The sequence below is a fragment of the Paraburkholderia largidicola genome (assembly GCF_013426895.1).
GTDB lineage: Bacteria > Pseudomonadota > Gammaproteobacteria > Burkholderiales > Burkholderiaceae > Paraburkholderia > Paraburkholderia largidicola.
This window is the reverse complement of record NZ_AP023175.1, coordinates 231301-243650: the sequence shown is the minus strand read 5'-3', so window position 1 is coordinate 243650 and position 12350 is coordinate 231301. Positions and strand designations below refer to the sequence as shown.

The 12350-nt window shown below is 62.8% G+C and carries 12 protein-coding genes; 6 read left to right on the top strand and 6 right to left on the bottom strand.

What is annotated here, in order from left to right; translation table 11 throughout:
* The first annotated feature begins 184 nt into the window (after window positions 1-184).
* Window positions 185-619, top strand: a complete 435-nt coding sequence (locus tag PPGU16_RS17810; protein WP_180723940.1) for a CBS domain-containing protein — start codon at window positions 185-187, stop codon at window positions 617-619.
* Window positions 620-891: 272 nt separating this feature from the next.
* Here PPGU16_RS17810 and PPGU16_RS17805 read toward each other — a convergent pair whose 3' ends face one another.
* Together PPGU16_RS17805 and PPGU16_RS17800 are read right to left on the bottom strand one after the other, a co-directional pair.
* Window positions 892-1221, bottom strand: coding sequence for a DUF4148 domain-containing protein (locus tag PPGU16_RS17805; RefSeq protein WP_180723939.1), 330 nt, complete (start codon window positions 1219-1221; stop codon window positions 892-894).
* Between the two features lie 255 nt (window positions 1222-1476).
* Complete coding sequence (locus tag PPGU16_RS17800) at window positions 1477-2115, bottom strand: DNA-3-methyladenine glycosylase (protein WP_180723938.1); 639 nt, start codon at window positions 2113-2115, stop codon at window positions 1477-1479.
* 380 nt (window positions 2116-2495) lie between these two features.
* On the opposite strand from PPGU16_RS17800, the gene PPGU16_RS17795 reads away from it, so the two are divergent.
* Both PPGU16_RS17795 and PPGU16_RS17790 read left to right on the top strand, forming a co-directional pair.
* Complete coding sequence (locus PPGU16_RS17795) at window positions 2496-2852, top strand: BON domain-containing protein (RefSeq protein WP_180723937.1); 357 nt, start codon at window positions 2496-2498, stop codon at window positions 2850-2852.
* A gap of 230 nt (window positions 2853-3082) precedes the next feature.
* On the top strand, window positions 3083-4171 hold the full coding sequence (locus tag PPGU16_RS17790; RefSeq protein ID WP_180723936.1) for a calcium:cation antiporter: 1089 nt from the start codon (window positions 3083-3085) through the stop codon (window positions 4169-4171).
* 7 nt (window positions 4172-4178) lie between these two features.
* Here PPGU16_RS17790 and PPGU16_RS17785 read toward each other — a convergent pair whose 3' ends face one another.
* The gene (locus tag PPGU16_RS17785; RefSeq protein WP_180723935.1) at window positions 4179-5054 is read right to left on the bottom strand and encodes a LysR substrate-binding domain-containing protein; all 876 of its coding nucleotides are present in this window, start codon (window positions 5052-5054) and stop codon (window positions 4179-4181) included.
* A 262-nt stretch (window positions 5055-5316) separates the two neighbouring features.
* Between PPGU16_RS17785 and PPGU16_RS17780 the strand changes: the two genes are divergently transcribed.
* From PPGU16_RS17780 to PPGU16_RS17770, 3 genes are read left to right on the top strand one after another with little or no spacing between them, the layout of a single operon-like run.
* On the top strand, window positions 5317-6126 hold the full coding sequence (locus PPGU16_RS17780; protein WP_180723934.1) for a transporter substrate-binding domain-containing protein: 810 nt from the start codon (window positions 5317-5319) through the stop codon (window positions 6124-6126).
* Between the two features lie 42 nt (window positions 6127-6168).
* Window positions 6169-6924 carry an amino acid ABC transporter permease gene (locus tag PPGU16_RS17775; RefSeq protein WP_180723933.1) on the top strand — a complete coding sequence of 252 codons (756 nt, stop codon included), beginning with the start codon at window positions 6169-6171 and terminating at the stop codon, window positions 6922-6924.
* A complete protein-coding gene (locus PPGU16_RS17770; protein WP_007579114.1) occupies window positions 6921-7577 on the top strand; it encodes an amino acid ABC transporter permease in 657 nt (218 codons plus the stop codon). The genes PPGU16_RS17775 and PPGU16_RS17770 overlap by 4 nt, the downstream gene beginning before the upstream one ends.
* A gap of 753 nt (window positions 7578-8330) precedes the next feature.
* Here the strand turns inward: PPGU16_RS17770 and PPGU16_RS17765 are convergent.
* The 3 genes from PPGU16_RS17765 to PPGU16_RS17755 are packed head-to-tail and all read right to left on the bottom strand — an operon-like array spanning window position 8331 to window position 12307.
* Window positions 8331-9602 (bottom strand): cytochrome c, encoded by a 1272-nt coding sequence (locus PPGU16_RS17765; protein WP_180723932.1) that lies wholly within the window; start codon window positions 9600-9602, stop codon window positions 8331-8333.
* A gap of 10 nt (window positions 9603-9612) precedes the next feature.
* Complete coding sequence (locus PPGU16_RS17760; RefSeq protein ID WP_180723931.1) at window positions 9613-11850, bottom strand: xanthine dehydrogenase family protein molybdopterin-binding subunit; 2238 nt, start codon at window positions 11848-11850, stop codon at window positions 9613-9615.
* A 1-nt stretch (window position 11851) separates the two neighbouring features.
* Window positions 11852-12307 carry a (2Fe-2S)-binding protein gene (locus tag PPGU16_RS17755; RefSeq protein WP_180723930.1) on the bottom strand — a complete coding sequence of 152 codons (456 nt, stop codon included), beginning with the start codon at window positions 12305-12307 and terminating at the stop codon, window positions 11852-11854.
* Window positions 12308-12350: the final 43 nt, after the last annotated feature.

Sequence of the window (12350 nt, the reverse complement as noted above, 5' to 3'; positions counted from 1 at the left end):
GCATGCTCATGGCCTCAAATCGCATGACATGCGTGATGGTCCCCACGAAACCAGGCGAAGCGAGCGTCGCCGCGCGCGTTGTCGACGCCTATACTTGACTTGCGCCTGTTCTGCGCTTGACGTGCCTCTCCTTCACCCCAGCGCGCCGTGGCCAGGCGTGCTGCACTGCAAACGGAGCCGCTCCATGACTAGCGTTGCACAAGTCCTCAAATCGAAGCCGACTCAGGACGTCTACACGATCGAGGCATCCGATTCCGTCTATGACGCCATCAAGCTGATGGCCGAAAAACAGATCGGTGCGTTGATCGTCAAGGAAAACGGGGCGATTGCGGGGATCGTCACTGAACGCGACTATGCGCGCAAGATCGTGCTGATGGACCGCTCGTCGAAGACCACGCCCGTGCGCGACATCATGAGCAGCGCCGTGCGCTTCGTGCGCCCGGACCAGACCACGGACGAATGCATGGCGTTGATGACGGAGCGCCGCATGCGTCACCTGCCCGTGCTGGAGAACGACCAGTTGATCGGCATGGTGTCGATCGGCGACCTCGTGAAAACCATCATCGCCGAGCAGCAGTTCACCATCCAGCAACTCGAACACTACATCCATAGCAGCTGAGCATCGTGCCGCTGCGATGTCGTTTGCGCCGCTGCGACTGCGGCGCGCCCTGCTTCGCCTGTCGTGCAACCAGCCAGCAAAAAAAGCCCAATCCGCGAGGTTTGGGCTAAGCCACCTTGCGGCGGCGGAGGTTCATGCTTTCTTTGACGACGGCGCAGCGACCTTCTTCGGTCCGTGCCGCGCCGCCGCTCATGTTCTGGTTGCGCGCTTCAGCTGCATCGAAGGCGCGCGTGCCGGGCCGTAAACACTGCGGCCCGGCATGTACTCGGGAATTAATGGCCGAAGTAGACGTCTTGCGTCGGGTTCAGCGTCCGGGCTGCGCCCGATTGCGACGAACCGTTCGTGGATGCGCCGTAACCCGTGTCAGCGACGGGTGCTTGTGCGACTGCGCCGTTTTGCGCCTGAACGCGTGCTTCGGCAGCCTGGATGTCGGCCGGATAGGTCGAATCGACAGCCGTTGCCGGGTTGTAGCCTGCCTTTTCCAGCTGGACCAGTTCAGCACGGACTTGCGCGCGGGTCACGGGCTGGTTCGACTGGGCGAACGAGACGGCGGGGATGGCGAGAACAGCAGCAATGGCAACAGCCTTGATCAGCGATTTCATGGTAACTACCTCCGGAACTTGTTTTGTCAGCCGCTTCACACAACCATGTGTGAAGCCAGTGAGACCAGTGTAGCCATCGGCGGACCGAGGGAAAACCCCTATTCCGGAGATACTTAATTGCGCCGATTGAAAGAGTCCGGTCGCTTTGCAAGCCGGATGTCATTCGAAGTGTTGGTAAGACGTAATAATGTCTGGGCGGATTCGCTCGTCTCACACTGTGGCAAACGCAATGAATGCCACATGCATGGACGGGCCTTACGTCTCGCCGGGCGGTTCGATCTCACCCGACAGCAGCTTGCGCGGCCCGCTGACGAACGGACTGCCGGGCACATAGAAGCGCAGCAGCCGGTGCGTCTCCCGCGCGATGCCGATGCGCGTCGTCACCGCCACCGGCGTACGCGCGCTGCCCGCCGCGCCCAGCCATAGCCCGCGCCCCGTGCAAAGGTCGGCGCCATCGAAACCCAGATCGATGCCGAGCGCCAGCGCCAGCCGCCCCGGGCCGCGCGCGAGATCGCGCAGCTTCGCATCTGGCCGGCGCGCCTGCATCCATTCGATGCCCTCCACCGGTTCCAGCGCGCGAATCAGCACGGCGGCGCCCGTGCCCTCCGGCTCGCTGACGACGTTGATCACGTTGTAGATGCCATAGGTGAGCCGCACGTAGGCATGGCCGTGCTCGAGGAACATCGAGCCGTTGTACGCGCGCCGCCCCGGATACGCATGATTGGTCGAATCGCCGACGGGATAGGCCTCGGTCTCGACGATCCGCCCCGCAGCCCGCCCCTCGGCCAGGTCGCGGACCAGGTATTTACCCAACAGGAAGCGCGCGAGGTCAACCGTATCGATGGGTAGATCGTTGCGGTGTAGAGGAACAAGGGAAAGCGTCGTCTTCGTCATGCGATGATGCGCCGGGATTGAATGCAGTCGTTCGCGTGAGCCACGCAGTTTGCAGCATGATGACGCGCGGCGCGGTTCGATGCACGGCGCAAGTCGATTGGCATCGGCGGCATCGATCCGTTGTAGCAATGCCGCATCCGGGCGACCCTTATCTTCACCATGGAACCAATTGAGGTATCGTTACTGTCCGGCTAGCCGCATCGGCGACTCGGGCAGGCCCGTCCGGTCGGCCAGCCGCGCGGCGTATGGACAAACCCGCAACCGTTTTCATCCCGAAGCAAAAGAAGTGGTAGTGCAGTGGTATCACGCGTGAAGAGCCCGCTTGACGGGCGCATTTCAGGCGCGACACCGTCGCAAATCATGACAACAGGAGAAAGTGAATGAAGGCGATTCAGGCAATCAAGATGGCAGCTGGCGCACTCGTGGTGCTCGCGTCGATCAACGCATACGCGCAGGCAAGCGATGCCGACATGACCGCTCAGCCGAGCGCCAAGCAGACCGCGAAGGCAGCGAAGTCGGCTGACCGCGCGCTGGCGCGCAAGGTTCGTGGCGCACTGGCAAAGGCAAAGGACCTCAGCGTTGCCAACATTACGGTTCGCGCACGTAGCGGCGCTGTGACGCTGCAGGGCTCGGTGCCGGAGCAGCCGCAAGTCGACAAGGCGACGGAAGTCGCGCAAGGCGTGGCAGGCGTGACTTCGGTGAAGAACGCACTGACGATCCGCCCGGTCGGCCAGTAATCCACGCATCGCCTGCGGACGCCCGCTTGCGGGCGCCCGGTTGGACAAAACACCGCTCTTCGGCCACGCTGAGCGGTGTTTTTTTCTTTGCAGCGCGCATTTTTCGGGCTTCGTCACACCGCCGGCCTGGCCGGCTGGTTTAATCTCACGGCTATGCGAGCCGCCCGTCAGCCGATGCAGCGGCGTCCTGTCGCGAACCACACACGAACAACAACAGACGGACTGAACACATGGCATCGACATCGCCCGTATTGCCCCGCTGGACGATCGCAGCGCCCTTGATCGCGTGGATCGTGCTGGGCGCCGCCTACGCGCTGCCCGGCAACGGTCTGCTGATCACGCTTGCCGCGCTTGCGCTGGCGGGCTCGGTATTCGCGGGCGTGCATCACGCGGAAGTGGTCGCGCACCGCGTCGGCGAGCCGTTCGGCACGCTGGTGCTCGCCGTGGCCGTGACGGTGATCGAAGTGGCGCTGATCGTATCGGTGATGCTGTCGGCCGGCCCGGAAAAGGCCGGGCTGGCGCGCGACACTGTGTTCGCCGCCGTCATGATCGTGTGCAACGGGATCGTCGGGATCTGTCTGCTGGTGGGCGGGTTACGCCATCGCGAGCAGGACTTCCAGATTCGCGGCGCGAGCGCGGCGCTGGCCGTGCTCGCGTCGCTGTCGGTGCTGTCGCTGGTCATGCCCAACTATACGAGCGTCAAGCTGGGCCCGGCGCTCAGCGATTCGCAGCTTGCTTTCGCGGGTGTCTCGTCGCTGGTGCTGTACGGCGTGTTCGTGTTCGTGCAGACCGTGCGTCACCGCGACTACTTTCTCGCCGCCGCCCATGCCGCCGGCGAAGATGCGCACGCCGCCCCGCCCAGCGCGCGCGTCGCGCTGACGAGCGCGGTGTTGCTGGTGGTGAGCCTCGTTGCCGTCGTACTGCTGGCCAAGGTGCTGTCGCCTGTGGTCGAGCGCGCGGTGCTCGAAGCGGGTGCGCCCGAGGCCGTGGTCGGGATCGTGATCGCGGCGCTCGTACTGCTGCCCGAAGGTCTCGCCGCGGTGCGCGCGGCGCGCGCCGACCGTCTGCAGAACAGCCTCAACCTCGCGCTCGGCTCGGCGCTCGCTAGCATCGGCCTGACCATCCCCACGGTCGCGCTGGTGTTCATCTGGACGGGCCGCCCGCTGGTGCTCGGCATCGACGGCAAGGACACGGTGCTGCTCACACTGACGCTGCTGATCAGCACGCTGACGCTGGGCACCGGACGCACGACGATCCTGCAAGGCGCCGTGCACCTGTCGCTGTTCGCCGCGTATCTGTTTCTCTCGTTCGCGCCCTGAGCGCCGCTCACTGCGCCCAGTGCCGGTCGATCCAGTCGCGGAACAGATTGACCTTCTGCTGATGCGCGACGCTGTCCGGGTACACGAAGTAATAGCGCGCGCCCGTCGTGAGCACGGCCTCGAACGGGCGCACGAGCCGTTGCGCGGCCACGTCCTCGTCGATCAGCGCGAGATCGCTGATCGCCACGCCGAAGCCTTGTAACGCCGCGTTCGTGGCGAGATCGAGCGTATCGAAGCTTGGACCGTGGTTCGCGTCGACATCGCGCGCATCCACGTATTCGAGCCACATTTTCCAGTCGCGATGATCGCGCGTCGGGTGCAGCAGCGTGTGGCGCGACAGATCGGCGGCGCTGCCGAGCGGCTTGTCGTGCAGCAACTGGGGCGCGCAGACGGGTGTGAGGCGCTCCTCGAAGAGCGGCACCGCCTGCACATCCGCGCCCGCCGAGGTGCCGTAGACGATGGCGGCGTCGAACGGTTCGACCTGGAAGTCGACGTCGTGCTGCCAGGTCGTCGTGATCTGCACGTGCAAGTCGGGGTACTCAGCCTGGAACTGCATGATTTTGGGCAGTATCCAGCGCATCACGCAGGTCGGCACCTTGAGCGCGAGATCCGTGCGCTGGCGCGTGAGGCGCAGCGAAATCTCTTCGATGCGCGCAAAGCTCTCTTTGACGGCGGGCAGCAGCAGTTCGCCTTCCGCGGTCAGCGTGAGACCTTTCGCGTGGCGCTTGAAGAGCGGGAACTGATAGTAATCCTCGAGCGCGAGAATCTGCCGGCTCACGGCGCCTTGCGTGAGACACAGATGCTCGGCCGCACGCGTGAAGCTGCGATGGCGCGCCACGGTCTCGAAGATCTGCAAAGCGTTCAGGGGCGGAAGTCGTCGCATGAGGGTAAGTCGCATCAGGAAAATTCATCGCGCGTGCCGCTTTGTGGTGCGGTCACATGCGTGACAATCCCGAAGCATACGCGATCCAAAATTCCCCGGCGCCTGCCGCCATGCGCCAGGCTCATACGCAACCGAGGCCGGGAGAACCCGTACGGCATGAGCGTAACGCATGGCATCCATGCGCAGATTTCGGTTGTTACAGGTTTTTTGCCTGCCTAGAGTGGCTTTCACCGCTGTCCCAACATTTATAAAGGATGCACCGATGACCACCGCCGCTCTCTTTCGCCGCCGCTTCTGCCATGCGTTCGCCTCGCTCGCCTTCGCAGGCGTCGCGCTGTCGGCGTTCGCGCCGCTCGCGCATGCGGACGCGCTCGACACGATCACGAAAGCGGGCGTCGTGCGCGTCGGCGTGTTCATGGACTACCCGCCGTTCGGCTCGATTGGCCCGGATATGAAGCCGCAAGGCTATGACATCGACGTCGCGAACCTGATCGGCAAATCGCTCGGCGTCAAGGTCGAACTGGTAGCCGTGACGGGCGACAACCGCATGGCCTATCTCGCCGACCACAAGGCGGACATGCTGCTCTCCGTCGGCCAGACGCCCGAGCGCGAGAAGGTGATCGATTTCTCGCAGCCCTACGCGCCCTACTACCTCGCCGTGTTCGGACCGAAGTCGCTGAAGGTGAAGGACGCGAACGATCTGGCGGGCAAGAGCATCTCCGTTGCACGCGGCACGCTGGAGGACCTGAGCGTCACGAAGATCGCGCCGCCGTCGGCGAACATCAAACGTTTCGACGATCCGAACGGCGCTATTTCTGCATTTCTTTCTGGTCAGGTACAGTTGATGGTCGTCGGTAACGATGTCGGCGCGACGATACTCGCGCGCCATCCCGCCAATGACCCGGAGCAGAAGTTCTCGCTGTTCAGTTCGCCCGATCACGTCGGCCTGAACAAGAACGAGCCGCGCCTCCTGAAGAAAGTCGACGAAACCATCGCGCGTTCCCGCAAGGACGGCACGATGAACGCGATTTCGCAGAAGTGGCTGCGCGCGCCGCTGCCGGACAACCTCTAAGCCTTTCTTTCGATCAGCCGATGTCACGATGAGCCGCATGCGATGAGTTATACGTTCGATTTCAGCAGTTTCGACATGTATGCGGGGATGCTCGTAAGTGGCGTCGGCGTGACGCTCGGGCTGACGGCCGTATCGACCGTGCTGGGCGGTCTGGTCGGCATCGGCGGCGCGGTGGTGGCCGTGTCAGGACCGAAATGGGCACGCGGGCTGATCGCGACTTACGTCGAGCTGATCCGCAATACGCCGTTTCTGGTGCAGTTGTTCTTCGTGTTCTTCGGGCTGCCCAGCCTCGGCATTCATATCGATGAAATCCAGGCCGCGATACTCGCGATGACGGTGAACCTCGGCGCGTACGCAATCGAGATCGTGCGGGCCGGCATCGACTCGATTCCGCGTGGACAGATTCAGGCGGCGCAGGCGCTCGGGCTTCAGCAACGCCAGGTGTTTCGCCATGTCGTGTTGCCGCAGGCGGTGGCCAATGTGTTTCCCGCGCTGTTGAGCCAGGTGTTGATCGTGATGCTCGGCTCGGCGGTCGTATCGCAGATTTCGGTGCCCGATCTGACCTATGCGGCGAACTATATTCAATCGCGCAACTTCCGTTCGTTCGAGGCGTACCTGATTATTACCGCGACGTACCTGGTGCTGTCGGTCGTGTTGCGGCAAGTGTTGAACCGGCTCGGCAAGGGCCTTTTCGCGGGGCGCGCGGCACGGTCATCCGATGCTCCGCGCGGGTTGTTGCGCACTCTTTTCGCTATTCGCGGCGCACGCACCGCAACGTCGACGGAGCGCTCGTCATGATCGAATTTACGCTTTGGGATATTGCGCGGAATCTGTTGCTCGCGGCGCGGTGGACGGTATTGCTGTCGTTGATTGCGTTTGTTGGGGGCGGCGTTGTCGGGTTGGTGTTGCTCGCGATGCGCGTGTCGCCTTTGCCCTGGCTCAGGCGTGTTGTCGTCTTGTATGTGGAGCTGTTTCAGGGCACGCCGTTGCTGATGCAGCTGTTTCTTGCGTTTTTTGGGTTGCCGTTGATGGGGGTCGATGTGTCGCCCTGGGTCGCGGCTACGGTTACCTTGACGCTCTATACCAGTGCTTATCTCGCTGATATCTGGCGTGGGTGTGTTGAGGCTGTGCCTCGCGGGCAGTGGGCTGCGGGTGCCAGTCTCGGGATGACGTTTTCTCAGCAGTTACGGTTTATTGTCTGGCCGCAGGCCTTGAAGATTGCTGTTGCGCCGACTGTCGGGTTTCTGGTTCAGGTTGTTAAGAGCACGGCTCTGACTTCTATTATTGGGTTCACCGAACTCACTAAAACCGGGACCATGATTACTAATGCTGCGTTCCGGCCGTTTCCTATTTATGGCATGGTCGCGCTTTTGTATTTTGCTATGTGCTTTCCGCTTACGTGGTATGCAAGGGTGCTTGAGCGGAGGCAGAAAATCGCGCAGCAGCGTTAGTGGTTTTTTTGTCTGCGGATGCTGGGGTAGGTACGCTTGTGTTTGCGCTGGCATCCGCGTTTTGTTTGCGTGCTTCACGCGTCGCCCCTGTGCGGGGCGGCACCTACTTTTCTTTGCCGCCGCAAAGAAAAGTAGGCAAAAGAAAGCGGCTCACACCGCCAATCCTTGTTCCTGCCTGAGGGCCCCCAGCGGGTCTTACGCTTCACACGGCAACTTTCCCGTTCGCGTTCGTTGCCAGCGCTCTGGCCGTGCGCCTCACCCGCTTCACGCTCCCGCACTACAGTACGCCGAGCCAGACAGTCCACCGCCGCCCAGGTGGCAAACTGTGTGTAGGTAGTCGCGTGGTATAGCCTGGCGCTCTTACAGGGTGGGGCGCGTGCGCTATCGGTCCGAAGTGAGGCGGGTGAAGTAGCTGGGCCTACATACAGTTTGCCACCTGGGCGGCACATACCAGTCGCTGCCGCTGGCTCTTGTGCGGGTGTCTGAAGCGGGTGAGGCATCTGTTCGAAGCGTTGGCAACGAGCACTGACCAGGGCACTGCCGTGTGGAGTGTGGGGACGTTGGGGGCCCGTGGATAGAAACACGGGCTGGCGGTGTGAGCCGCTTTCTTTTGCCTACTTTTCTTTGCGGCGGCAAAGAAAAGTAGGTGCCGCCCCGCACAGGGGCAACGCTTGAAGCACCGATAACAAAACGTGGATGCCAGCGTAAGCAAAAGCAAAGGCACCCCCAGCGTCCGCAGACAAAAAAACCCCTCTACTGAGTAGCTTTCCGAACCTTAGCCACATCCCCAGCACCAACCCCAGGCGCCCCATTATTCCATCCAGCCCGGATAAAGGTCAGCACATCAGCAATCTGCTGATCACTCAACACAGGCCCATACTTGGGCATAGGATACGCAGCAGGCACCCCACCAATCACAAGATCCCCAGTCCCATTAAGCGTGACATTGATCAACGAAGAAGCATTCTTCTCCAGCACATTAGGATTCCCAGCCAGCGGCGCCAGCATCGGCGCAAACCCACGCCCATCCACCCCATGACAATGCATGCAGAACGCCGTATAAACCCGCGCACCAGCATCATTGGCAGGCCGCGTCAGTGACACCTTGGTCGCCTTCGCGTCATACGCATAAGCCGGGCCGCCTGAACCTCCCGCCGCCGGCAGCGACTTCAGATACCGCGACATCGCCGCCACATCGACATCCGACAGCGTCTGCGTGCTGTTGTTGATCACATCCGTCATCGAACCGAACGCCGACGCATGCTGATTCGCGCCCGTCTTCAGAAACTGCGCGACATCCGCCTCCGACCAGCGACCCAGACCCACGTTGTGCTCGCCCGTCAGGTTCGACGCGAACCAGTTGTCGATCGGGCTGCCCGACAGATACAGCGCGCCGCTTTCATCGAGCGCCTTCTCCTGGAACGCAACGCCGCGCGGCGTATGACATGAACCACAATGCCCGAGACCCTGAATCAGATACGCGCCACGATTCCATGCGACGTCCTTGCCCGTCTTGTCCTGATACACGCCTTTCTCCAGAAAGACCATGTTCCAGAACTTCAGTGGCCAGCGCATGTTCAACGGCCACTTGATGTCCGGCTCGCGGTTCGCCTGCTTCACGGGCGCGACACCTTTCATGAAATACGCGTACAGCGCATGCATGTCGTCGTCGTTGACCTTCGCGTAAGACGGATACGGCATCGCCGGATACAGGTTGTGGCCGTCCTTCGCGATCCCCTCGCGCATCGCACGCTTGAAGTCGTCCTCGCTGTACTGGCCGATGCCCGTCTCCGGATCAGGCGTAATGTTGGTCGAGTAGATCGCGCCCATCGGCGTCATCATTTTCAGGCCGCCGGTGAACGCTTTGCCGTGCGGCACCGAGTGGCACGCGATGCAGTCGCCCGCCTTCGCCAGATATTCGCCACGTGTGACGAGCGCATCGTCGGCGGCGTGAGACAACGCGGGGAGCGCGAACGAACCGATCAATCCAGCCGCAAGCGCTAATGCCTTCAATGTCGTTTTCATCGTCGGCCCCTTACGCGTTCATCAACTGGTTACCGACCGGCAACTGCCGCAACCGCTTGCCCGTCGCCGCATAGATCGCGTTGGCGATCGCCGGCTGCGCCGCAGCCGTCCCCGGCTCGCCGATGCCGCCCGGCGCCTCGCTGCTCTTCACGATATGCACGTCGATGGTCGGCGTTTCGTTGATGCGCAGAATCCTGTAGTCCGTGAAGTTGCTCTGCTGCACGCGGCCGCGATCGATCGTGATCTCGCTGTACAGCGCCGCCGTGATCGCGAAGATAATGCCGCCCTGAATCTGCGCTTCCACCGTGTTCGGATTGACCACCATCCCGCAATCGACGGCGCACACCACGCGATTCACCCTCACCTCGCCCTGATCGACCGTGACGTCGGCCACCATCGAAAAGAAGCTGCCGAACGCGTGCATCACCGACACCCCGCGCCCCTGTCCCTTCGGCACCGTGTTGCCCCAGCCCGCCGCCTGCGTCGCGACGTTCAGCACGTTCAACGCACGCGGCGATTTGCCCAGCAGGTCGCGCCGATACTTGACGGGATCGGTCTTCGTCTGCGCCGCGAGTTCGTCGATGAAGCTCTCGACGACGAACGTGCCGCGCGTCGGACCCACGCCGCGCCAGAACGCGGTGGGTATGGCGTGCGGCTCCTGACGCACGTAATCGATGATCTGATTCGGCAGGTCGTACGGCAGATCGGCGGCCACTTCGACGGCGTCGGGATCGACGCCGTTCTTCACGGCAGGCGGCGCGAAGCGCGACAGAATCGACGAACCGACGATGCGGTGCTGCCACGCAATCGGCTTCCCATTCGCGTCGAGCCCCGCCGAAATCTTGTCGTAGTAGTACGGGCGATACATGTCGTGCTGGATATCTTCCTCGCGCGTCCACGTCACCTTCACGGGCACGTTCAGCTGCTTGGCCACTTTCACGGCCTGCGTGACCATGTCGAATTCGAGCCTGCGTCCGAAGCCGCCGCCGAGCAGGAAGTTGTGCACGACGATCTTGTCCGGCGGCAGCCCCGTCACCTTCGCGCCCGCATCGCGCGCCCGCGTGGGCACCTGGGTGCCGACCCAGATCTCACAGCTATCGGGCTTCACGTGCACCGTGCAGTTGACCGGTTCCATCGTTGCGTGCGCAAGGAACGGCTGCTGATAGACGGCATCCACGCGCGTCTTCGCCTGCGAGAACGCGTTATTGACATCGCCGTCCTTGCGCGCAACCGCACCGTTGTTCTGCGACGCCTTCTCCATGTCGTCGACGATCGTCTTCATCGACACGGCCGCGCCCGCACCTTCGTTCCATGTGACTTTCAACGCCGACGCGCCGCGTTTCGCAGCCCACGTGTGATCGCCGATCACGGCAACGCCGTTGTCGAACTTCACGATCTGCCGCACGCCGGGAATCTTCTTTGCGGCCGTATCGTCGACGCTGGCAAGCGTCCCGCCGAACACCGGACAATTGACGATGGCCGCATAGACCATGTCGGGCAGACGCACGTCGAGGCCGAACATCGCGCTGCCGTCCACCTTCTCGGGCGAATCGAGCCGCTTCGCCTGCGTGCCGATCAGCTTGAAGTCTTTCGGGTCCTTCAACGGCACGTTCTGCGGCACGGGCAGCTTCGCCGCGGCATCGACGAGTTGGCCGTAGGCAATGCTGCGCTTCGTGTCCGCGTGAATCACCTGGCCGTTCTCGGCATGGCACGACGCCGGGTCGACCTGCCATTGCTGCGCGGCCGCGTTGATGAGCAGCACGCGCGTGGTCGCGCCCGCGCGCCGCATCGGTTCCCATGCATAGCGGATCGACGTCGAGCCACCCGTCAGCTGGCCGCCGAGCAGCGGGTCTGTGAAGCGCGATTCGTCGGGCGGCGCATGGTCGATCGTCACGCTGTCGAGCGGCACTTCGAGTTCTTCCGCGATCAGCATCGGGATCGACGTGTACACGCCTTGTCCCATCTCGACCTTCGGGATGATCAGCGTGACCTTGCCCGCCGTGTCGATCTGCACGAATGCGTTCGCCGCGAGCACGCCGCTTTGCGGCGTCTCGACACCATCGCCGCCGATCACGGACTTGCGCACATCGCCCTGGCTTTGCGCAGGCATGCTGAAGCCGAGCATCAGGCCGCCGCCCGCCATGGCAGCGACGCTCGCACTGAATTTCAAAAACGCACGGCGTGTGACTCGCGCGGCATCGTCGTCGCGCGGCTTGCCGTTTTGTGCATCGAGCAGTCCTTGCGACATGTCACGCCTCCTTCGCTGCCTGCTTGACAGCAGCGCGGATGCGGTTGTACGTGCCGCAGCGGCAGATGTTGCCTGCCATGGCCGCGTCGATATCGGCATCGCTCGGGTTGGGGTTCTGCGCGAGCAGCGAAGCCGCCTGCATCACCTGTCCGGACTGACAGTAGCCGCATTGCACGACGTCGAGATGCCGCCACGCCGCCTGCACTTTCTTGCCCGCGGGCGTGTTGCCGACGGCTTCGATCGTCGTGATCTTCTTGTCGCCGACGGCCGCGATGGGCAGCACGCACGAGCGCACGGCAACGCCATCCAGATGCACGGTGCAGGCGCCGCATTGCGCAATGCCGCAGCCGAACTTCGTTCCCGTGAGACCGACGATATCGCGCAGCGCCCAGAGCACGGGCATGTCGGGCGGCGCGTCGATGGTATGAGACTGGCCGTTGATGTTCAGCGTTGCCATGAGCGTATCCGTAAGTGGGGTTTTTGTTTATCCGCCGACGCCC

Coding starts and splice junctions, on each gene's coding strand:
- PPGU16_RS17810 (WP_180723940.1), top strand. CDS start 185: ATGACTAGCGTTGCACAAGTCCTCAAATCGAAGCCGACTCAGGACGTC.
- PPGU16_RS17805 (WP_180723939.1), bottom strand. CDS start 1,221: ATGAAATCGCTGATCAAGGCTGTTGCCATTGCTGCTGTTCTCGCCATC.
- PPGU16_RS17800 (WP_180723938.1), bottom strand. CDS start 2,115: ATGACGAAGACGACGCTTTCCCTTGTTCCTCTACACCGCAACGATCTA.
- PPGU16_RS17795 (WP_180723937.1), top strand. CDS start 2,496: ATGAAGGCGATTCAGGCAATCAAGATGGCAGCTGGCGCACTCGTGGTG.
- PPGU16_RS17790 (WP_180723936.1), top strand. CDS start 3,083: ATGGCATCGACATCGCCCGTATTGCCCCGCTGGACGATCGCAGCGCCC.
- PPGU16_RS17785 (WP_180723935.1), bottom strand. CDS start 5,054: ATGCGACGACTTCCGCCCCTGAACGCTTTGCAGATCTTCGAGACCGTG.
- PPGU16_RS17780 (WP_180723934.1), top strand. CDS start 5,317: ATGACCACCGCCGCTCTCTTTCGCCGCCGCTTCTGCCATGCGTTCGCC.
- PPGU16_RS17775 (WP_180723933.1), top strand. CDS start 6,169: ATGAGTTATACGTTCGATTTCAGCAGTTTCGACATGTATGCGGGGATG.
- PPGU16_RS17770 (WP_007579114.1), top strand. CDS start 6,921: ATGATCGAATTTACGCTTTGGGATATTGCGCGGAATCTGTTGCTCGCG.
- PPGU16_RS17765 (WP_180723932.1), bottom strand. CDS start 9,602: ATGAAAACGACATTGAAGGCATTAGCGCTTGCGGCTGGATTGATCGGT.
- PPGU16_RS17760 (WP_180723931.1), bottom strand. CDS start 11,850: ATGTCGCAAGGACTGCTCGATGCACAAAACGGCAAGCCGCGCGACGAC.
- PPGU16_RS17755 (WP_180723930.1), bottom strand. CDS start 12,307: ATGGCAACGCTGAACATCAACGGCCAGTCTCATACCATCGACGCGCCG.